Annotated in this window: 17 protein-coding genes; 15 read left to right on the top strand and 2 right to left on the bottom strand. The window is 67.7% G+C overall.

Translation table 11 applies throughout. The features are described from left to right. Position 1: 1 nt before the first annotated feature. The 4 genes from tsaB to AAHB16_RS01235 are packed head-to-tail and all read left to right on the top strand — an operon-like array spanning position 2 to position 3,300. The gene (gene tsaB, locus AAHB16_RS01250; protein WP_342049838.1) at positions 2–772 is read left to right on the top strand and encodes a tRNA (adenosine(37)-N6)-threonylcarbamoyltransferase complex dimerization subunit type 1 TsaB; all 771 of its coding nucleotides are present in this window, start codon (positions 2–4) and stop codon (positions 770–772) included. After that, complete coding sequence (rimI, locus tag AAHB16_RS01245; RefSeq protein WP_411859817.1) at positions 769–1,308, top strand: ribosomal protein S18-alanine N-acetyltransferase; 540 nt, start codon at positions 769–771, stop codon at positions 1,306–1,308. The genes tsaB and rimI overlap by 4 nt, the downstream gene beginning before the upstream one ends. Then, positions 1,305–2,150, top strand: coding sequence for a uracil-DNA glycosylase (locus tag AAHB16_RS01240; RefSeq protein WP_446718049.1), 846 nt, complete (start codon positions 1,305–1,307; stop codon positions 2,148–2,150). Before rimI ends, AAHB16_RS01240 begins: the two co-directional genes overlap by 4 nt. Then, on the top strand, positions 2,131–3,300 hold the full coding sequence (locus tag AAHB16_RS01235; protein WP_150372017.1) for a DUF1853 family protein: 1,170 nt from the start codon (positions 2,131–2,133) through the stop codon (positions 3,298–3,300). Before AAHB16_RS01240 ends, AAHB16_RS01235 begins: the two co-directional genes overlap by 20 nt. A 40-nt stretch (positions 3,301–3,340) precedes the next feature. On the opposite strand, the gene lplT is transcribed toward AAHB16_RS01235, so the two are convergent. Next, on the bottom strand, positions 3,341–4,660 hold the full coding sequence (lplT, locus tag AAHB16_RS01230) for a lysophospholipid transporter LplT (protein WP_150372016.1): 1,320 nt from the start codon (positions 4,658–4,660) through the stop codon (positions 3,341–3,343). 482 nt (positions 4,661–5,142) lie between these two features. Between lplT and alr the strand changes: the two genes are divergently transcribed. From alr to AAHB16_RS01200, 6 genes are all read left to right on the top strand, one after another. Next, complete coding sequence (gene alr, locus AAHB16_RS01225; RefSeq protein WP_150372015.1) at positions 5,143–6,249, top strand: alanine racemase; 1,107 nt, start codon at positions 5,143–5,145, stop codon at positions 6,247–6,249. Positions 6,250–6,264: 15 nt separating this feature from the next. Beyond that, a complete protein-coding gene (radA, locus tag AAHB16_RS01220) occupies positions 6,265–7,632 on the top strand; it encodes a DNA repair protein RadA (protein WP_150372014.1) in 1,368 nt (455 codons plus the stop codon). Continuing rightward, complete coding sequence (locus tag AAHB16_RS01215; protein WP_150372013.1) at positions 7,632–8,375, top strand: GntR family transcriptional regulator; 744 nt, start codon at positions 7,632–7,634, stop codon at positions 8,373–8,375. The genes radA and AAHB16_RS01215 overlap by 1 nt, the downstream gene beginning before the upstream one ends. 310 nt (positions 8,376–8,685) lie before the next feature. Then, positions 8,686–10,260, top strand: a complete 1,575-nt coding sequence (locus AAHB16_RS01210) for a gamma-glutamyltransferase family protein (protein WP_342049837.1) — start codon at positions 8,686–8,688, stop codon at positions 10,258–10,260. Positions 10,261–10,346: 86 nt separating this feature from the next. Beyond that, positions 10,347–11,633 carry an oxalate/formate MFS antiporter gene (gene oxlT / locus AAHB16_RS01205; RefSeq protein ID WP_150372011.1) on the top strand — a complete coding sequence of 429 codons (1,287 nt, stop codon included), beginning with the start codon at positions 10,347–10,349 and terminating at the stop codon, positions 11,631–11,633. Between the two features lie 159 nt (positions 11,634–11,792). Further along, the gene (locus AAHB16_RS01200; protein WP_342049836.1) at positions 11,793–12,278 is read left to right on the top strand and encodes a disulfide bond formation protein B; all 486 of its coding nucleotides are present in this window, start codon (positions 11,793–11,795) and stop codon (positions 12,276–12,278) included. Positions 12,279–12,302: 24 nt separating this feature from the next. Here the strand turns inward: AAHB16_RS01200 and AAHB16_RS01195 are convergent, their stop codons facing one another. Then, entirely contained in the window at positions 12,303–14,225 is a 1,923-nt protein-coding gene (locus AAHB16_RS01195; RefSeq protein WP_342049835.1) for an ATP-binding cassette domain-containing protein, read from the bottom strand. 282 nt (positions 14,226–14,507) lie between these two features. On the opposite strand from AAHB16_RS01195, the gene AAHB16_RS01190 reads away from it, so the two are divergent. The 5 genes from AAHB16_RS01190 to gsiC are packed head-to-tail and all read left to right on the top strand — an operon-like array spanning position 14,508 to position 20,898. After that, a complete protein-coding gene (locus AAHB16_RS01190) occupies positions 14,508–15,446 on the top strand; it encodes a MurR/RpiR family transcriptional regulator (RefSeq protein WP_342049834.1) in 939 nt (312 codons plus the stop codon). Positions 15,447–15,459: 13 nt separating this feature from the next. After that, the gene (locus AAHB16_RS01185) at positions 15,460–16,434 is read left to right on the top strand and encodes an isoaspartyl peptidase/L-asparaginase family protein (protein WP_150372007.1); all 975 of its coding nucleotides are present in this window, start codon (positions 15,460–15,462) and stop codon (positions 16,432–16,434) included. Between the two features lie 2 nt (positions 16,435–16,436). Then, a complete protein-coding gene (locus AAHB16_RS01180) occupies positions 16,437–18,329 on the top strand; it encodes a dipeptide ABC transporter ATP-binding protein (protein WP_342049833.1) in 1,893 nt (630 codons plus the stop codon). A gap of 32 nt (positions 18,330–18,361) precedes the next feature. Continuing rightward, the gene (gsiB, locus tag AAHB16_RS01175) at positions 18,362–19,918 is read left to right on the top strand and encodes a glutathione ABC transporter substrate-binding protein GsiB (protein ID WP_150372005.1); all 1,557 of its coding nucleotides are present in this window, start codon (positions 18,362–18,364) and stop codon (positions 19,916–19,918) included. Positions 19,919–19,977: 59 nt separating this feature from the next. Next, positions 19,978–20,898 carry a glutathione ABC transporter permease GsiC gene (gsiC, locus tag AAHB16_RS01170; protein ID WP_150372004.1) on the top strand — a complete coding sequence of 307 codons (921 nt, stop codon included), beginning with the start codon at positions 19,978–19,980 and terminating at the stop codon, positions 20,896–20,898. Positions 20,899–20,907: the final 9 nt, after the last annotated feature.

Below are 20,907 nucleotides of genomic sequence, written 5' to 3'. Positions count from 1 at the left end.
CATGTCCTGGATTCTTGCTGTCGAGACCTCCACAGAGTGGTGCTCCGTCGCACTGGGGCGCGCCGCGAACGATGGCGACGCCCCGTGTGTCTTTCGTCATGACCACACGGGCCCGCGCTCGTCCTCGCGCGTGCTGCCGGCGGTCGCCGAAGTGCTGGCCGAGGCCGGCGTGCGGCTGGCCGACTGCGCGGCCATCGCGTTCGGCGCCGGGCCCGGCTCGTTCACGGGCCTGCGCACCGCGTGCGGCGTGGCCCAGGGCCTCGCGTTCGGGGCCGAATTGCCCGTCATTCCCGTCAATACGCTGATGGCCTGTGCCGAGGCCGCGCGGACGCTGGCGTCCGCGGCGTCGCCATTGCCCGCCGGCATGCCGGTGCTGGTGACGCTCGACGCGCGCATGGACGAGGTCTACTCGGGCACGTTCGCCTGGGATGACGCGGCCGGAGAATGGCGGGTGACCGGCCCGATCGGCGTCGGTCCCGCGGAGGCGGTGGTCCGGCCGGAGGGCGCGTACTGGATCGCGGGCAATGCGATGGCGGTGTTCGGCGAGCGGCTGGCGGTCGCGGCCGGTGCCGCGCGGCAGGTGCCCGACGCGATGCCCGATGCGCGCGCGCTGGTCTCGATTGCCCAACGCGCGCTGGCGCGCGGCGAGACCATCGATGCGGCCGACGCGATGCCGATCTATCTGCGCGACAAGGTGGCGCAGACGATCGTCGAGCGCGAGGCGGTTGCCGCGGCCAAGGCCGCGGCGCTGGCGGCGGGGAGCGCGTCGTGAGTGCCGCGCTCCAGCCGTTTGCCGATGGCGCCTGGCCCGATGTGCCGGTCATGCCCGTGCTGCCGGACGGCTGGCGGCTGGGGCGGATGAGCGCGCTGGATCTGTCGGCGGTGGCAGAGATCGAGCAGCGGGCCTATAGCCATCCGTGGACGCGCGGCAATTTCGAGAATTCGCTCAAGGCGGGCCATCTGGGCCTGACGATGCGCGATCCGACGCATGCGCTCGTCGGCTATGCGGTGCTGATGCCCGTGGTCGATGAGATGCATCTGCTCAATATCACGATCGATCCGCGGCGCCAGCGGCAGGGGCTGGGCCGCATGCTGCTGGGCGTGGCGCTTGCCACGTCGCACGATCATCGGCTTTTTACGATGCTGCTCGAGGTGCGGCCTTCGAATACCGGGGCCATTACGTTGTATCAGGAAGCCGGGTTTGTGGAGATTGGCCGCCGGCGCGGGTACTATCCGGCCGCGGCGCAGGGGCGCGAGGATGCGCTCGTCATGCGGCGTAGCTGGCAGGGCGAGGAGGCGGCGCCATGAAGGAGAACGTGGTGGACCGTCGTGCGCAGTTTCTGGAGGTGCTTGGGATTCGCACCGAGTGGCTGCCGAAGGGGATGCCGAAGGGGATGCCGAAGGGGATGCCGGTTGGGGCAGCAACATCTGCGCGCGAGGCCGTGCAGGCCGACAACGTCGCGCAGCCCGTGCCGATGGCGGACGCCGGGCCGCGCGGTGCGGCACACCAGCCCATCCCCGAGGACGCGCCCGCGGTGGCGCGAGTCAGCCCGGTCGTGCCGCAGCGCGCGGCGGAGATCGCGGCCATGGACTGGGCCGCGCTCGAGGCGAGCGTGTCCGGCTGCACGGCCTGCGGCCTGTGCGAGTCCCGCACGAATACCGTGTTCGGCGTGGGCGACCGCGCCGCCGAATGGATGCTCGTGGGCGAGGCCCCGGGCCAGAACGAGGACCTGCAGGGCGAGCCGTTCGTCGGCCAGGCCGGCAAGCTGCTCGACAATATGCTCGGCGCGCTGAACCTCGCGCGCGGGCACAACGTGTTCATTGCCAATGTCCTCAAGTGCCGGCCGCCCGAGAATCGCGACCCCGCGCCGAACGAGGTCGAGCAATGCGAGCCTTATCTGCGCCGGCAGATCGCGCTGATCCGGCCGAAGGTCATCGTCGTGCTGGGCCGGTTTGCCGCGCAGTCCCTGCTGCGCACGACCACGCCGATCGGCAAGCTGCGTGGCACGGTGCACGAATACGAGGGCATTCCGGTCGTGGTGACCTATCACCCGGCCTACCTGCTGCGCACGCTGACCGACAAGGCACGCGCGTGGGAGGATCTGTGCCTGGCACGCGAGGTCCACGATCGTGCGGGAGCTCAAGCCTGACCTCGCGCATGCCCTGAGCCCCGGCGGACCGGCACTGGCCGGACCCGACGGGGTGGGCGAGGTGTGGCCGCTGTGGCGCTACGCGGCGTCGCAGCGGGTGCGGGATCTGGCATGGTGCTCGCTGGCACCGCCGCTGCTGTCGCGCCTGCCCATGGCCGAGCCTGCCTTTCATCTGGCGCATTGGCCCGCCGAATCCCGCGCCGCGTGGGTTCGCTGGCTCGCCGCGGCCGATCCGGCCACGCTGCCCGAAACCATCGCCGAACTCGCGGACCAGCGCGGGGCCGGGGAGCGCCTCGCGGGCGGCAGCGCGCGGGGAGCCGGGCACGGCGCGCGTGCCGCCAACCGCAGCCTGCGGCTCGGCCGCCATGCCGAGCGGCTGCTCCAGTTTGCGCTGTCCCATGCCCCGGGCCTCGAACTGCTCGCCGCCAACGTGCCCGTGCGGCATCGTCACGATCACGGTATCCGTACGCTGGGCGAGCTGGACTTCGTCTGGCGCGACCCCGTGCGCGACGAAGTGGTGCATTGGGAAATGGCCACCAAGTTCTACCTGCATGTGGACACGGGTGCGGCGACGCCGTGCCTTCGGGCCTTTGTCGGCCCGAACCTCGTGGACCGCCTTGGCGACAAGCTCGAGCATATCGTCCGGCGGCAGCTGCCGCTTGGCGACACCCCGGAAGCGCGTGCGGCGCTGGGCCGCGGGATCGACCGCGGCGAGGTCTATCTGCTGGGCTGGCTGTTCTATCGAGATGGGGTATTGCCACCGGGCCTCGACGCGCTCGGCATCGCGCCCGATCATCTGCGCGGCTGGTGGTCGACGCTCGATGCGTGGGCCGCGCGGGCGGCGGCGCGACCCGCCTCGCGCTGGTGCCGGCTGTCGCGCGCGGACTGGCTGTCCGCCATGCGGGTGGACGTTGCGGCGCCGGCCGGCGAACTCGTGTTCGAGGAGGTTTCAGCGCTGCGGGCCGCGCTGGCCACGCGGTTCGACGATCCGGATCCGGAGCAAAGCTGGCGGCGCGAGGCGCCCGTCATGCTGTGCGAACTCGCCCCCGCCGGCCCGCATGGGCACGAGGGGTGGATCGAGATTTCGCGGGGATTCGTCGTGCCGGAAGGCTGGGAAGCGCGGGCCGTGGAGCGCGTGGGGCGCCCGTAGTCGCGGCAGCTCGGCCGGGGCATTGCCCGGCCATGCCATTTCAGTGGTGCTTGTCCTCGCCGATCATCGCCAGCGAATTGAACGTGCGCACGTTATAGCGGTGGAGCCGCATCACCAGGTACATCGTGATGCAGATAAACAGGCCCAGCGCGATGATCACGAAACCGATCGGGCAGTTGAGCTTGATAAGCAGCGCATACAGGCACAGCATCAGCAGCACCGACACATTCTCGTTGAAGTTCTGCACCGCGATCGAGTGGCCCGCCGACAGCAGCACGTGCCCGCGGTGCTGGAGCAGCGCGTTCATCGGCACCACGAAGTAACCGGACATCGCCCCGACGATCGCCAGGAACACATAGGCGATGGCCATATACAGCGGCATGTGCCAGCCCATCAGGTCGAGGGTCACGGCCGGCATCGCGTCCTTCGTGTAGAACGCCATCAGCATCACGGTGGCACCCATGGCCACGCCGAACGGCAGCACCGACAGCGACCGCTTGAGCGGAATGCGCGCGGCCGCGAGAATCGCGCCGACGGCCACACCGACAGCCACCACGGCCTGCAACAGCGCTCCCTGCGACAGGTTGAGCCCCAGCGAATGCTCGGCCCACTTGAGCACGATGAACTGGAGCGTGGCACCCACCCCCCAGAACAGCGTGGTCACGGCCAGCGAGATCTGGCCCAGCTTGTCGCGCCACAGCGCCACGAAGCAGTCGCCGAACTCGGCGATCAGCTTGATCGGGTTCTTTTCCTGCGCGGGATAGCGCGCGCCGGTGTCGGGAATAAAGACATTGAAGATGGACGCGATCAGGTAGCACAGCATGATCACGACCATGGCCGCCTCGGCCGGGGTGTTGATGCCGGTATCGATATACGGCACGTCGAGGCGCAGCAGGATATCGGACACATGCACCGAGATCAGCGCGCCGCCGACCACGGTGCCGAGGATGATCGACCCGACCGTGAGGCCCTCGATCCAGCCGTTGGCCATCACGAGTTTCTCGGGGGGCAGCAGTTCGGTAAGGATGCCGTACTTGGCCGGCGAGTAGGCCGCGGCGCCAAAGCCGACGATCCCGTAGGCCAGCAGCGGGTGCAACCCGAACATCATGATGGCGCAACCGACGATCTTGATGGCATTCGTGATGAGCATCACGCGGCCCTTCGGCATCGAATCCGCGAACGCGCCGACGAACGCGGCGAGGACGACATAGGAGAGCACGAAGAACAGCTTGAGCAGCGGCGTCATCCACTGCGGGGAATGCAACTCGGTAAGAAGGGCGATGGCTGCGATGAGCAGCGCATTGTCGGCCAGCGACGAGAAAAACTGCGCGGCCATGATGGTATAGAAACCCTTCTTCATACTGTCGACTTTGTCTCCATCGCGGGCGGGCAGGGAAGCTGGCACGGCGGCCGTGTCAAAGTGGGGCGGATGCGTGACATTTGCTCGCCGGGAGGCTTGCCGAACCGTCATAGACATATTGCTTCACTTATAAAACATGGCCTGAGCGTCCGGCTTTATATCACGAAAACGCGACATTTCAGCACACTCGCGGACGGCCTTTTTGACAGCGGGTGGCGGAATCGATTCCCGGAATCCGCATCCAACTGTGTTCAAATACCGGCTGCGCGGCGCGCGCCCGGATGTGGCCTGTAGCCCCCGGGCGGCGATGCCAGCCACCACCGTATGGATCACGGTCTGTAAAACGTTGGGCACTTGCGGGGCGGTGACGGGGTCTACCCTGATGACCGCGCCGCCGGAGAGCGGCTTTCCACCTCGCCGCTTTCCAGCGCCAGCTTTCCAACGGACCAGCCATTGCCGTGGATGTTCCAACAATCTTTACCATGCCAAGACCCATCCAAGCTGTTATCCACCAGCCCGCCCTCGCCAACAACCTCGAGGTCGTGCGCGGCCGCGCGCCCGGTGCGCGCGTCTGGGCCGTGGTCAAGGCCAATGCTTACGGACACGGCATTCGCCGGGCGTTCGCGGGCCTGCGGGGCGCCGACGGGTTCGGGCTGCTGGACCTCAACGAGGCCGTTCTGCTGCGCGACCTGGGCTGGCAGGGCCCGATCCTGCTGCTCGAGGGCTTCTTCCAGCCGCAGGACGTGGCCCTGATCGAGCAGTACCGGCTGACCACGGCCGTCCATAACGAAGAGCAGCTGCGCATGCTCGAAGTCGCGCGCCCCAGGGGGCCGCTGGCGCTGCAGCTGAAGCTCAATACGGGCATGAACCGGCTCGGCTTCCGCCCGGCGCAGTACCGCACCGCGTGGGAGCGCGCGCGCACGATGTCGTGCGTGGGCAGCATCGTCCATATGACCCATTTCTCGGACGCGGACGGCCCGCGCGGTATCGCCCACCAGATCGAGGCGTTCGACGCCGCCACGGCGAACCTGCCGGGCGAGGCCAGCCTGTCCAATTCGGCGGCCGTGCTGTGGCACCCGGAGGCGCACCGCGCCTGGGTGCGGCCCGGTGTGATCCTTTATGGTGCCTCGCCGAGCGGCCGCTCGGCCGATATCGCCGACACCGGATTGCAGCCCGCGATGTCGTTGCATAGCGAGCTGATCGCCGTGCAGGACCTGCAGGTCGGCGAGACCGTGGGCTATGGCTCCCTGTATACAGCGGAGCGGCCGATGCGGATCGGCGTGGTCGCGTGCGGGTATGCCGACGGCTACCCGCGCCACGCCAGCGGCTGGGGCGAACTGCGCGCGCCGGTGCTCGTCGATGGCGTGCGCACCGAACTCGTGGGCCGCGTGTCGATGGATATGCTGTGCGTGGACCTGACGCCGTGCCCGAAGGCGCGCGTCGGTTCGCCGGTCACGCTGTGGGGTCACGGGCTGCCGATCGACGACGTGGCCGCGGCCAGCGGCACGGTCGGCTACGAGCTGATGTGCGCGCTGGCGCCGCGCGTCCCGACGACTGTCGCCACCATTACCGGTGCGCCGGAAGCTTAACGAGGGAAGTCGAGCTTGGCCAAGATCAAGACTGTCTACACATGCACGGAATGCGGCGGCACCACGCCGCGCTGGCAGGGCCAGTGCCCGCATTGCCAGCAATGGAACACGCTGGTCGAGAGCGTGGCCGATACGGGCTCCACGGCCGCGCGCCGGTTTCAGCCGCTGGCGGCCTCGGCCGTCGTGCGCAAGCTGTCCGAAATCGATGCGGCCGATGTGCCGCGTTTCTCGAGCGGGATCGATGAATTCGACCGCGTGCTCGGCGGCGGCCTCGTGGCCGGCGGCGTGGTGCTGATCGGCGGCGATCCCGGTATCGGCAAATCGACGCTGCTGCTGCAGGCGCTGGCCAATCTGGCCGGCGAGCGCCGCGTGCTTTATGTGAGCGGCGAGGAATCGGGCGCGCAGATCGCGCTGCGCGCGCAGCGGCTGGGCGTGGAAAGCCCGTCCCTGGGACTGCTGCCCGAGATCCAGCTGGAGAAGATCCAGGCCGCGCTGGATGCGGAGAAGCCCGAAGTGGCGGTGATCGACTCGATCCAGACGCTGTATTCGGAGGCGCTGACCTCGGCGCCGGGCTCGGTGGCGCAGGTGCGCGAATGCGCGGCGCAACTGACGCGCATTGCCAAGAGCAGCGGCATCACGATCATCCTCGTCGGCCACGTGACCAAGGAGGGCAGCCTCGCCGGTCCGCGCGTGCTCGAGCATATCGTCGATACGGTGCTGTATTTCGAAGGGGACACGCATTCCTCGCACCGGCTGATCCGCGCGTTCAAGAACCGCTTTGGCGCGGTCAACGAACTGGGCGTGTTCGCGATGACGGAGAAGGGACTGCGCGGCATCAGCAATCCGTCCGCACTGTTCCTGTCGCAGCATGAGGAATCGGTGCCCGGCTCGTGCGTGCTCGTGACGCAGGAGGGCACGCGTCCGCTGCTGGTGGAGGTGCAGGCGCTGGTGGACGCCGCGGGCTCGCCGAATCCGCGGCGGCTGGCGGTCGGTCTGGAGCAGAACCGGCTGGCGATGCTGCTGGCCGTGCTGCACCGGCATGCGGGCATCGCGTGTTTCGATCAGGACGTGTTCCTCAACGCGGTGGGCGGGGTGAAGATCACCGAGCCGGCCGCCGACCTGGCCGTGCTGCTGTCGATCCATTCGTCGATGCGCAACAAGCCGTTGCCGCGCGGCCTCGTCGTGTTCGGCGAGGTCGGGCTGGCCGGCGAGATTCGTCCGAGCCCGCGCGGGCAGGAGCGCCTGAAGGAAGCGGCCAAGCTCGGTTTCACGGTGGCCGTGATTCCGAAGGCCAACGCGCCGAAGCAGGCCATCGACGGGCTCGAGGTGATCGCGGTGGAGCGCATCGAGCAGGCGATCGACCGCGTGCGGCACCTCGAATAATGACCGCGCGCGCCGACCGGCCGTCGCGTTCGCACGCGGCCTACCAGAGCCTGCGCGACGATATCTTCGCGTTCCGGCTGCTGCCCGGCGACCGCTTTACCGAGAACGATGTGGCCGAACGGCTCGGCATCTCGCGCACGCCCGTGCGCGAGGCGCTGCTGCGGTTGCAGGGCGATGGCCTCGTGCGTGGCTATTACCGCAATGGCTGGGAGGTGGTGCCGCTCGACCTGGCGCGCTTCGAGGCCCTGTACGAGCTGCGCACGATGCTGGAGACGCATGCGGTCATGCGCCTATGCGGTGGCGGGGCGTCGGACGACGCCGCGGTCGCGAAGCTTGTGGCCGAGCTCGGTGCGATCTGGCGCGTGCCGGTGGCCGAACGGCTCGACGACGGCCAGCGCGTGGCCGAGCTCGACGAGGCGTTTCATCTGTCGATCGTCCATGCGGCCGGCAACCCCGAGGCCGCGGCCGTGCATCAGCAGGTGACGGACCGCATCCGCATCATCCGACGGCTCGACTTTGCGTTCGGCACGCGCATCGCGCTGACCTACGACGAACATGGCGCGATTCTCGCCGCGCTGGACGCGCGCGATGGCGCGCGGGCGGTCGCGCTGCTGTCCGCGCATATCGAGGATGGCCGCGCCGAAGTGAGCCGCCTGACGACGGAACGGCTCGAGCAGGCCCGCACCAGCCTTGTGCGGCCCGAAGGCGCGAACGCACCTGCACGGCGCAGGCGTTTCGGCTGACGGGCGGTCCCGGCCCATCTTTGTCGCGGCAACCGTGACGCGCATGGCGCGGCCTCTCCTCCGTCGCACACACCGTCTCTCCCATCCCGGCCATCCCGGCAATAGCCGCCTTTGCGGCCATGGGGGCCCCTTGCGGGGCCGCCCGGGCCGTGCGCCCGCGCCTCGCAGCCTGTGACCTGACGCGTCGCGCGTAACCGGCCATCGCCTTTGGCACACATGTTGCAATCGATACCGCAGGAAATTTATGTATACATAAATCGCGGATCGTCCTGTGAGCTTTCATCTTCAACCCAGTCGCGGCAGCCGCGGCATGGCCGTTGCCCCGCACGCGCTGGCCGCGCAGAGCGCGGCGGCCATTCTGCGCGAGGGCGGCAATGCCGTGGAGGCGATGGTCGCCGCGGCGGCAACCATCGCGGTGGTCTACCCGCATATGAACAGCATCGGCGGCGACGGCTTCTGGCTGATCGCACGGCCCGGCGAGGCGCCGCGCGGGCTCGAGGCCTGCGGCGCGGCCGCGGGCGCGGCGACCATCGCGCGCTATCGGGAGGCGGGCTTCGACCGTGTGCCCACGCGCGGCGGCATGGCCGCGAATACCGTGGCGGGCACCATTTCCGGCTGGCATGCCGCGCTCGAATGGTCGCGCGAAGCGCTCGGCGGACGCCTGCCGCGCACGCGCCTGCTGGCCGACGCCATCGCCTATGCGCGCGATGGCGTGCCGATGACGCAAAGCCAGGCCGCATGCGTCGCGCTCAAGGCGGACGAATTGCACGATATGCCGGGGTTTGCGGCGACGTTCCTGTCGCGCGGGCTGCCGAAGGCGGGCCAGCGTTTCCGGCAGCCGCGCCTTGCCGCCACGCTCGAGCAGCTTGCGCAGGCGGGCTTCGACGATTTCTATCGCGGCGACCTGGCGCGCACGCTCGCCGGCGAACTCGGCGACGTGGGCAGCCCGCTGTCGCTGGCCGACCTGCAGGCGCATCGCGCGGTCTGGAAGACGCCGCTCGCGCTCGCGCATTCGCGCGGCACGGTCTACAACATGCCGCCGCCCACGCAGGGCCTCGTGTCGCTGCTGATTCTCGGGCAACTCGACCGGCTCGCGCCTGACAACGGCCTGGGCACGGACCCCAACGGTCCGGCCTTCGTGCATGCATGCGTGGAGGCCACCAAGCAGGCGTTCCGCGTGCGCGACCGCCATATCACCGACCCCGCCTATATGGAGGTCGACGTGCGCGACCTGCTCGCGCCGCCGTGGCTCGATGCCGCGGCCGCGCGCATCCGTCCCGATGCGGTGCTGCCGTGGGGCGAGGGCATGGGGCCGGCCGACACCGTGTGGATGGGCGCGATCGATCGCAACGGCGTGGCCGTCAGCTTTATCCAGAGCATCTATCACGAGTTCGGCAGCGGCATCGTGCTGCCGGTCTCCGGCGTCAACTGGCAGAACCGCGGTTGCAGCTTCTCTCTCGATGCAGAGGCGCGCAATCCGCTGATGCCGGGGCGCAAGCCGTTCCACACGCTGAACCCCGCCATGGCGCGGCTGAACGACGGCCGCACGCTCGTCTACGGAAACATGGGCGGCGACGGCCAGCCGCAATCGCAGTCGGCCGTGTTCTCGCGCATCGTCCATTACGGCATGCATCCGCAGGCCGCGATCGATGCGCCGCGCTGGCTGCTCGGCCGCACGTGGGGCCAGACCAGCGACACGCTCAAGCTCGAGTCACGCTTTCCCGAGGCCACGCAGCACGCGCTGCGCGCGCTGGGGCACGACGTGGAGATCCTGCTGCCGTACGACGAGACCATGGGCCATGCGGGCGCGATCGTGCTCGGCGCCGATGGACTCTACGAGGGCGGCAGCGATCCGCGCAGCGACGGCGCGGCCGTGGGGTGGTAGCGGGGCGCCGGCCCAGGTTTCCGCCGCGCGCCGACCGGAGCGCGGCTTTTCTTGAAGTCCGTCTGACAGTGTGAAGGAGTAGTTCGATGCGTACCGTTGCTGAAGGTGCGGCGCTTCCGGCGTCGCAGGCATTGCCGCTGGCGCGCACGCGCTGGATACAGTTGTTGCTGGGCCTCGCCTGCATGATGGCGATCTCGAGCCCGCAGTACGTCTGGACGCTGTTCACCAAGCCGCTATCGGCCAAGCTTGGCGTGCCGCTGTCCGAATTGCAGATCACGTTCTCGATGCTGATCGTGCTGCAGACGTTCTTTTCGCCGTTCCAGGGCGCGCTGATCGAGCGCTTCGGCCCACGCCGGCTGATCGCGCTCGGCACGGTGCTCGCGGGCCTCAGCTGGGTGCTCGCTTCGCAGGCGCAGACCGTGGGCATGCTGTATCTGAGCTATGGCATCGTGGGCGGCCTCGGTACCGGCATCGTCTACGTCGGCGTGGTCGGCCAGATGGTGCGCTGGTTCCCCGATCGCCGCGGGTTTGCGGTGGGCATGGTCGCGGCCGGCTATGGCATGGGCGCGATCGTGACGACGTTCCCGATTGCGGCATCGCTGGCCGGCAAGGGCCTCGAGTCCACGCTGTGGCAGTTCGGCCTGCTGTTCGCGGCGATCGGTTTCGTCGCCTCGCAGGGGCTTCGCGCGCCGGCTGCCGGCGACGTGCTGCCGGCAGCGTCGTCGCAGGTGACGTCCAACGTCGCGGACGTGCCGACGCGCACGATGCTGAAGACGCCGCTGTTCTATCTGCTGTTCGCGATGATGACGATGATGTCGACGTCGGGCCTGATGGTCACGTCGCAGATGGCCGCGTTCGCCAAGGACTTCGGCGTGTCCAACGCCGTGGTGTTCGGCATGGCCGCGCTGCCGCTCGCGCTGACCATCGACCGCCTGACCAACGGGCTGACGCGGCCGCTGTTCGGCTGGGTCTCGGACAAGTGGGGGCGCGAAAACACGATGTGCTTCGCGTTTGCACTGGAAGCCGTGGCCATGACGCTGTGGCTGCTGACGCGCGAGAACGCGGTGCTGTTCGTGCTGCTGTCGGGCGTGGTGTTCCTCGGCTGGGGCGAAATCTTCTCGCTGTTCCCGTCGACGCTGACCGATACCTTCGGCACGAAGTACGCCACGACGAATTACGGCTGGCTCTATATCTCGCAGGGCATCGGCTCGATTTTCGGCGGTCCGCTCGCGGCGCTGATGCACGAGCGCATGGGCAGCTGGATGCCGGTGTTCGGCGTGGCCATCGCGCTCGACATCATCACGGCCGTGCTGGCGATCGCCATCCTCAAGCCGTGGCGCCGCCGGTATCTGTCGGCGCAGACGGCAGCGTGACGGGACGCTGACAGGATGTTCGCGGGGCACTGCGGCAATCCGCCGCAGCGCCCCGCGCGGTGTTTGTCCGTGCGGTCCGAACGCGGACGGGAAAATCGGCCATAATGCGCGTCGAAACGTTCGTCATGCCTCGCATGACTTTCCCTGTATTCGATGCCCATGCAAGCCAATTCCCGAGCTTACTTTCTGCTGATCGCGTTCCTTTCTTTCGGCGCGGTCGCGTTCGCCGTTTACCTGCAGATGGCCGAGGGCTACCAGCCCTGTCCGCTCTGCATCATGCAGCGCTTTGCGTTCCTCGGTATCGGCATCTTCTCGCTGCTCGCGGTCGTCGCGCAGAACACGCGCACGCTGTGGCAGGGGCTCGGCATGCTGTCGGGCGTCGCGGGCATCGCGGTGGCGGGGTATCACGTGTCGCTGTTGCTGAACCCGAAGGCATCGTGCGGTATCGATCCGCTCGAGAACTGGGTCAACCAGCTGCCGACCGCGCGGGTGCTGCCGCAGCTGTTCTACTCGGATGGCCTCTGCACGGCGGAATTGCCGCCGATTCTGGGGCTGTCGATTCCGGCGTGGTCGTTGATCTGGCTTGTGATTCTGACGCTGACTCTCGCGGTCGGCCTGATTCGCCGCGAAAAGCATTTCCGGTAATCGGTAAGGGAGACCGCTTCAAAACTACAGAATTTGTTCGATCTGTTCCTGTAGTTCCAGCCAGCGTTCTTCCAGCGTCTCAAGTTCGCCAGTGACCTCGCCCTGGCGCTTGAGCATCTCCATCAGCTTCGCCTTGTTGGCCTCCGCGTAGCTCGACTCGTCGGCCATGAACGCGTCGATGGCGTCCTTGTCGGCCTGCAGCACGGCCATCCGCTTCTCGATTTTCTCGACTTCCTTCGTCAGCGGCTTGCGCAGCTGCGCGAGGCGCTGGCGTTCGTCGGCCTCCGCGCGGCGCTGGTCCTTGCGGTTCACCGCCGGCGCCGCGTCGGTCGCATGCGCGGCCGTGGCGGCGTTGCGCTTCGCGGCCGCCTGTTGCAGCAGCCAGTCGCGATAGTCGTCGAGGTCGCCGTCGAACGGCCGGATCGTGCCGTCGGCCACGAGCATGAACTGGTCCGACGTGGCCCGCAGCAGGTGACGGTCGTGCGAGACGAGAATCAGCGTGCCTTCGAACTGCGCCAGAGCCATGGTCAGGGCTTCGCGCGTGTCGAGGTCCAGGTGGTTGGTCGGTTCGTCGAGCAGCAGCAGGTTGGGCTTTTGCCAGACGATCAGCGCCAGCGCGAGGCGCGCCTTTTCGCCGCCCGAAAACGGTTCGATCGGCGCGGTGGCCATGTCGCCGCGGAAATTGAAGCTGCCGAGGAAGTCGCGCAGTTCCTGCTCGCGCGTATCGGGCGCGAGGCGCGCCAGATGCTGGAGCGGGGAATCGTGATCGCGCAGCGTTTCCAGCTGATGCTGGGCAAAGTAGCCGATGACGAGGCCCTTGCCGTGGCGCAGCGTACCCGTCATCGGATCCTGCGTGCCCGCGAGCGTCTTCACCAGCGTGGACTTGCCCTGGCCGTTGGCGCCGAGCAGGCCGATACGCTGGCCGTTCTGGATCGACAGCGCCAGATTGTGCAGGATCGTGACGGGCGGCTGCGCGTCGGGGTAGCCGCAATCCACGCCGTCGAGCACCATCATCGGGTTCGGGGCGGACTCGGGTTCGCGGAATTCGAATGCGAAGCCCGCGGCGGCGTGCACGGGCGCCAGGCGCTCCATGCGTTCGAGGGCCTTGACGCGGCTCTGGGCCTGCCGGGCCTTCGTCGCCTTGGCCTTGAAGCGCGTGATGAACGATTCGAGGTGTGCGATTTCCTTCTGCTGGCGCGCATAGGCGGCCTGCTGCAGCGCCATCTGCTGCAGGCGCAGCGTCTCGAACTGCGTGTAGTTGCCGCCGTAGCGATTGAGCTTCAGATGCTCGATATGGACCGTGACCGTGCAGATGGCGTCGAGGAACTCGCGATCGTGCGAGATCATGACCAGCGTTCCGGGATAGCGCGCGAGCCAGTCTTCGAGCCAGACGATGGCGTCGAGGTCCAGGTGGTTGGTCGGTTCGTCGAGCAGCAGCAGGTCGGACGGGCACATCAGGGCCTGCGCGAGGTTCAGGCGCATGCGCCAGCCGCCCGAGAAGGACGAGACCGGTTGCGAGACCTGCGCGAGCGTGAAACCGAGACCCAGCAGCAGCGCCTCCGCGCGCGAGCTTGCCGTGTAGCCGTCGGCGTCGGCATAGGCGGCATGCGCCTCGCCCTCGGCGGCGCCGTCGCCCGAGGCCTGTGCCGCGGCGATGCGCGCTTCGATCTCGCGCAGACGGGTGTCGCCGTCGATCGTATAGTCCACCGCGCTGCGCGAGACGGCCGGGGTTTCCTGCGCAACGTGGGCGATGCGCCAGCTTGCGGGGATGAATACGTCGCCGCCATCGGGGTGCAGGTCGCCGCGCAGCATCGAGAACAGCGTCGACTTGCCGCTGCCGTTGGCCCCGACGAGGCCTACCCGTTCGCCGGGGTTCAGCGTCACGCTGGTATGGTCGAACAGCACCTTGGTGCCGCGCTGGAGGACAAGCTGGTCGATTCGGATCACGGGAAGACGGGCGATGGACGGTGAGGCAGGGCGGCATTGTAGCGCGGCGCGGCGCTGTGCCCGGCGTATAGGGGATTACCCGTATTCGGGTTCGCCGGGGTTCTCCTGGTATGCCGTTTGCGTGTAAATTTATTTACATGAACCGGCGCACGAGGAAAGTGCCTTTTCATCAGGCATGCTTTCCTGAAGCTTCCGATCGGTCCCAATATTGGTGCGGACCGTTCCTTGTACCCAAGTCTTGCACCAGATTGAAGCCTGCCCGCCCGCAGGATATTACTCCCCATGCACGAAGGTCTGTCGATTTCCGAGCGTATCGCCCGTAGCCTGCCCACGCTGACGCCCGCGCATCAGCGTATGGCCGGCTATGTGCTGGACAACCTGTTCCGCGCCGCGACGATGCGTATCGACGAATTCGCGACCGCGGTCGATGTCTCGGTGGCCACCGCGAACCGCTTTGCGCGCGCGCTCGGGTTCGAAGGGTACCCGCAGTTCCGCGCCGAACTCGTGCGCGGATTCGAGGCGACGCTCGCGCCCGTGGAGCGGCTGCGCACGGAACTGGAACGGCCGTCGTCCGTGGCCGACGTCATCGCCGCCGCGCTCGAAGACGGCGCGCGCAATCTGGAAGCCACGCGCCGCTCGCTCGATGCCGATGCCTGCGAGCGCGCCGTCGATGCCATTCTCGGCGCCGAGCGCGTCTACGTGATGGGCTTCGGCGCGAGCGGTTTCCTCGCCGGCCTGCTGCAGCACGGCCTCGAGATGCATTGCCGCATGGTCACCTCGGTGTCCAACGCGGGCGGTGCCTCGCACGCGGCCCGGCAACTGTTCAAGCTGCAGCCGCAGGACCTCGTGATCGCCATCGCCTTCCCGCGCTACGTCGCGGACTCGATGCTGCTGGCCCAGCGCGTGAAGGCGCACGGCGGCCGCCTGCTCGCGCTGACGGACGGCCCGACCTCGCCGCTGGCGCCGCTTGCCGATATCGCGCTGTATGCGAACGCGGGCAACCGGCTGTCGGCGAACTCCGATGCCACGGTGCTCGCGCTGATCGAGGCGCTGTGCGGCGCGGTGGCCTACCGCTCGGCGCGTTCGGTGAAGGCCGCGGCCGAGATGACCGAATTCCTGCTGCCATGGCTGTATGGCGCGCCCGGCGCGCGCAGCGATGACCGCGACACGCAATCCCGGCAAGGCGCCTCGCGTCCTGCCGCCCCGAAATCTCCTGACTGAGTTACCCGTACAGATGAATTCCGCTGTCATTGCCATTCACGGTGGCGCCGGCACGATTACCCGCGCCGCGATGGACGCGCAACGCGAACGCGAATACACCGAAGCGCTCGAACACGTGCTGCGCGAAGGCCAGCGCGTGCTGACCGCCGGCGGCAGCGCGCTCGACGCGGTGACCGAGGCCGTGCGCCTGCTCGAGGAATGCCCGCTGTTCAACGCAGGCAAGGGCGCCGTGCTCACGCACGCGGGCACCTATGAACTCGATGCCTCCGTGATGGATGGCGCGACGCTGAACGCGGGCGCGATTACCTGCGTCAAGCGCGTGCGCAACCCGGTACTGGCCGCGCGCGCGGTGCTCGAGCACAGCGAACACGTGCTGTTCGCGGGCGAGGGCGCGGAAGCGTTCGCCGAGGCGCAGGGCCTCGAGCTCGTATCCCCCGATTATTACTTCACGCAGGCGCGTCACGACCAGTGGCTGCGCGCGCGTGCGTCTGCCGGCATGGCACTGCTCGACCACGACGCGGCCGCGCTGGCCGCGCAGGCGAAGGCCGGCGGTACGGACCCGATCGATCCGGACCGCAAGTTCGGCACGGTGGGCGCGGTGGCGCGCGACGCGCAGGGCAACCTCGCGGCGGCGACGTCCACGGGCGGCGTGACCAACAAGCAGGTGGGCCGCGTCGGCGATACGCCCGTGTTCGGCGCCGGCTGCTACGCGGACGATGTGGCCGCGGTGTCCGCCACGGGCACGGGCGAGATGTTCATCCGTACGGTGGCGGCCTACGACGTCGCTGCGCAGATGCGCTATGCGGGCCTGTCGCTCGAAGAGGCCGCGCGCCGCGTGGTCATGGAAAAACTGCCCGCGATCAACGGCCGTGGCGGCCTGATCGCGGTGGATCGCGCGGGCAACGTCACGTTGCCGTTCAATACCGAAGGCATGTACCGCGGCATCGCGCGCGTGGGCGAGCCCGTCAACGTCTGGATTTACGGTTGAGCATGAATTCTCGAATCCCTCCCTCCGGCCTCGTGCTGCCGCCCGAACGCGTGGTGGCCGTGCGCGGCCTCACGGTGCGCTTTGCGACCAGCGAGCGCAGCGTGGAAGCCGTGCGCAACCTGTCGTTCCACGTCGATCGCGGTGAAACGCTGGCCGTGGTCGGCGAATCGGGCTCCGGCAAGTCCGTCACGTCGCTGGCGCTGATGCGCCTGGTCGAACACGGCGGCGGCCGCATCGTGAGCGGCAGCATGTCGCTGCGCCGCCGCAGCGGCGATGTCATCGACCTCGTCAACGCCAACGATGCCACGCTGCGCAGCGTGCGCGGCGCGGACGTGGCGATGATCTTCCAGGAGCCGATGACCTCGCTGAACCCGGTGTTCCCGGTCGGCGAGCAGATTGCCGAATCCATCCGCCTGCATCAGGGCATGAGCCGCTCGGCCGCGCGTGCCGAGGCACTGCGCATGCTCGAGCTCGTGCGCATTCCCGAAGCGCGCCGCGTGCTGGACCGCTTTCCGCACCAGCTGTCGGGCGGCATGCGCCAGCGCGTGATGATCGCGATGGCGCTGTCGTGCAAGCCGGCGCTGCTGATCGCCGACGAGCCGACCACGGCGCTCGACGTGACCATTCAGGCCGAGATCCTGCAGCTGATCCGCAACCTGCAGGCCGAGATGCACATGGGCGTGGTCTTCATCACGCACGACATGGGCGTGGTGGCCGAGGTGGCCGACCGCGTGCTCGTGATGTACCGCGGCGAGAAAGTCGAAGAAGGCGCGTCGGACGACGTGTTCCATACGCCCGCGCATCCGTACACGCGCGCGCTGCTGTCGGCCGTGCCGAAGCTCGGCGCGATGACGGGGACCGAGCTGCCGGCCAAGTTCCCGCTCGTGCAGGTCAACGACGCGGCGGGCCCCGTGGTGGAGATTCCGCAGGACACCGTGGCGCAGGACGCCGAGCCGATCCTGCGCGTGCGCGACCTCGTCACGCGCTTCGATGTGCCGGGCGGCATGTTCGGCCGCGTCACGCGCCGCGTGCACGCGGTGGAGCAGGTGAGCTTCGACCTGTACCCGGGCGAGACGCTCGCGCTGGTCGGCGAGTCCGGCTGCGGCAAGTCCACGACGGGCCGTTCGCTGCTGCGCCTGGTGAACGCACAGAGCGGCACCATCGAATTCGCGGGCCAGAACATCAGCCAGATGCAGGGTTCCGCGCTCCAGAGCCTGCGCCGCAATATCCAGTTCATCTTCCAGGATCCGTTCGCGTCGCTGGACCCGCGCGTACCCGTGGGCTACTCGATCATGGAACCGCTGCTCGTGCACAAGGTGGCGAGCGGCAAGGAAGCCGAGAAGCGCGTGGCGTGGCTGCTCGAGAAGGTGGGCCTCACGCCCGAGCAGGCCGGCCGCTATCCGCACGAGTTCTCGGGCGGCCAGCGCCAGCGCATCTGCATCGCGCGCGCGCTCGCGCTGAACCCGAAGGTCGTGGTCGCCGACGAGTCGGTGTCCGCGCTGGACGTTTCGATCCAGGCGCAGATCGTCAATCTGATGCTCGACCTGCAGCGCGAGCTCGGCGTGGCGTTCCTGTTCATCTCCCACGACATGGCCGTGGTGGAGCGCGTGAGCCATCGCGTGGCCGTGATGTATCTGGGCCAGATCGTCGAGATCGGCCCGCGCCGCGCGATCTTCGAGAATCCGCAGCACCCGTACACCAAGAAGCTGATGTCGGCGGTGCCGATCGCCGATCCGGCGCGCCGCCACCTGAAGCGCGAACCGCTGTCCGATGAAATCCCCAGCCCGATCCGCGCGGTCGGCGACGAGCCCGTGGTGAAGCCACTGGTGCCCGTCTCCGGCAGCGGCGCGCATGGACATTATGTCGCCCGCCATCCGGTCGGCGGCGCCTACTGAAGTTTGTGGTACTTCCACCAGGAGAAAGAAGAATGACTATCCGTATGGTTTCGCCCAGGCTGTTTGCCGGCGCCGTTGCAGCAGGCGCTCTGGGCATGCTCGGTGCGAGCCCCGCGTTTGCCGCCAAGGACGCCGTGATGGCCGTGGACTCCACGTTCACCACGCTCGATCCGTACGATTCGAACGACACGCTGTCGCAGGCGGTGACCAAGTCGTTCTACCAGGGCCTGTTCGGCCTGGACAAGGACCTCAAGCTCGTCAACGTGCTGGCCGAAAGCTACGAAGCCAGCAAGGACGGCCTGACCTACACGATCAAGCTCAAGAAGGGCGTGAAGTTCCATGACGGCACCACGTTCGACGCGAACGCCGTCAAGGCCAACTTCGACCGCGTGATCGACCCGGCCAACAAGCTCAAGCGCTACACGCTGTTCAACCGCGTGGCCAAGACCGACGTGGTGGACGCCAACACGGTCAAGATCACGCTGAAGGAGCCGTTCTCGCCGTTCATCAACGTGCTGTCGCATCCGTCGGCCGTGATGATCTCGCCGACCGCGCTCAAGAAGTGGGGCAAGGAAATCGCGTTCCATCCGGTGGGCACGGGTCCGTTCGAGTTCGTCGAGTGGAAGCAGACCGATTACCTGAAGGGCAAGAAGTTCGCGGGCTACTGGAAGACCGGCTATCCGAAGATCGACTCGATCACGTGGAAGCCCGTGGTGGACAACAACACGCGCGCCGCGGTCATGCAGACCGGCGAAGCCGACTTTGCGTTCCGCATTCCGTTCGAGCAGGCCGCCGTGCTGAAGACGAGCCCGAAGGTGGACCTGATCGACGCGCCGTCGATCATCGCGCGCTACATCTCGTTCAACACGCAGGTAAAGCCGTTCAATGACCCGAAGGTGCGCCAGGCCATCAACTACGCGATCAACAAGGACGCGCTGGCCAAGGTGGCGTTCGCAGGCTACGCCACGCCGTCCGAAGGCGTGGTGCCCGCCGGCGTGGACTATGCCGAGAAGCTGGGCCCGTGGCCGTACGATCCGGCCAAGGCGCGCGAGCTGCTGAAGGAAGCCGGCTACCCGAACGGCTTCGAGACCACGCTGTGGTCCGCGTATAACCACACCACCGCGCAGAAGGTGATCCAGTTCGTGCAGCAGCAGCTGCAGCAGGTCGGCATCAAGGCCAGCGTGCAGGCACTGGAAGCCGGCCAGCGCGTGGAAAAGGTGGAGAGCGTGCAGAAGCCGGAAGACGCTGGCGTGCGCCTCTACTACGTGGGCTGGTCGTCGTCGACCGGTGAGTCTGACTGGGCGCTGCGTCCGCTGCTGGCTTCGGAATCGATGCCGCCGAAGCTGCTGAACACCGCGTACTACAAGAACGACCAGGTGGATGCCGATATCGCCGGCGCGCTGCGTACGACCGACCGCGCCGAGAAGGCCCGTCTGTACAAGGATGCGCAGGAGCGTATCTGGAAGGATGCACCGTGGGCGTTCCTCGTGACCGAGAAGGTGCTGTTCGCGCGTGCGAAGCGCCTGTCGGGTGCGTACGCGATGCCTGACGGCTCGTTCAACTTCGACGAGATCGACATCAAGCAGTAAGCGGTAGGCATGACCCCTCCCCCATGGGGGGAGGGGAGCAATTACAACAAGAGTTCTCGATGCTGAATTACTTCCTCAAACGATGCCTGGGCGTGATTCCGACACTGCTGCTGGTGGCGGTGATGGTGTTCCTGTTCGTCCATATGCTGCCCGGCGATCCGGCGCGGCTGGCAGCCGGCCCCGAAGCCGACCAGGCGACCGTGGAGCTCGTGCGCAAGGACCTGGGTCTCGACCGTCCGATGCACGAACAGTTCGTCCGGTTCTTCTCGAACGCGCTGCAGGGAGAATTCGGCACGTCGCTGCGGACCAAGCGTCCCGTCAGCGAGGAAATTGGCGAGCGCTTCCTGCCCACCCTCTATCTGACGCTGACGTCGATGGCATGGGCGGTGGTGTTCGGCATGACCATCGGTATCGGCTCGGCGGTATTCCGCAACAAGTGGCCCGATCGCCTGGGCATGACGCTCGCGGTGTCGGGCATCTCGTTCCCCGCGTTCGCGCTGGGCATGCTGCTGATGGAAGTGTTCTCGGTCCAGCTGGGCTGGCTGCCGTCGATCGGCGCCGATAGCTGGAAGCATTACATCCTGCCGTCGCTGACGCTCGGCGCCGCCGTGGCCGCCGTGATGGCGCGCTTCACGCGGGCCTCGTTCATCGAAGTGCTGCAGGAAGACTTCGTGCGCACCGCGCGCGCCAAGGGTGTGCGCGAGACGGTCGTGGTGGTCAAGCACACGCTGCGCAACGCGATGATTCCCGTCGTGACGATGATGGGCCTGCAGTTCGGCTTTCTGCTGGGCGGCTCGATCCTCGTCGAAAAGGTGTTCAACTGGCCCGGCCTCGGCCGCCTGCTCGTCGACGCCGTGGAGATGCGCGACTACCCGGTCATTCAGGCCGAGGTGCTGCTGTTTTCGCTCGAATTCATCTTGATCAACCTCGTGGTGGACCTGCTCTACACGGTGATCAATCCTGCTATCCGTTACAAATAAGGGAGGCCG

This window comes from Cupriavidus sp. OTU4054, from assembly GCF_038440175.1.
Classification (GTDB): Bacteria; Pseudomonadota; Gammaproteobacteria; order Burkholderiales; family Burkholderiaceae; genus Cupriavidus; species Cupriavidus pauculus_D.
Note: the sequence above shows the minus strand (reverse complement) of the source record. Positions and strands in the feature narration are given on the sequence as shown.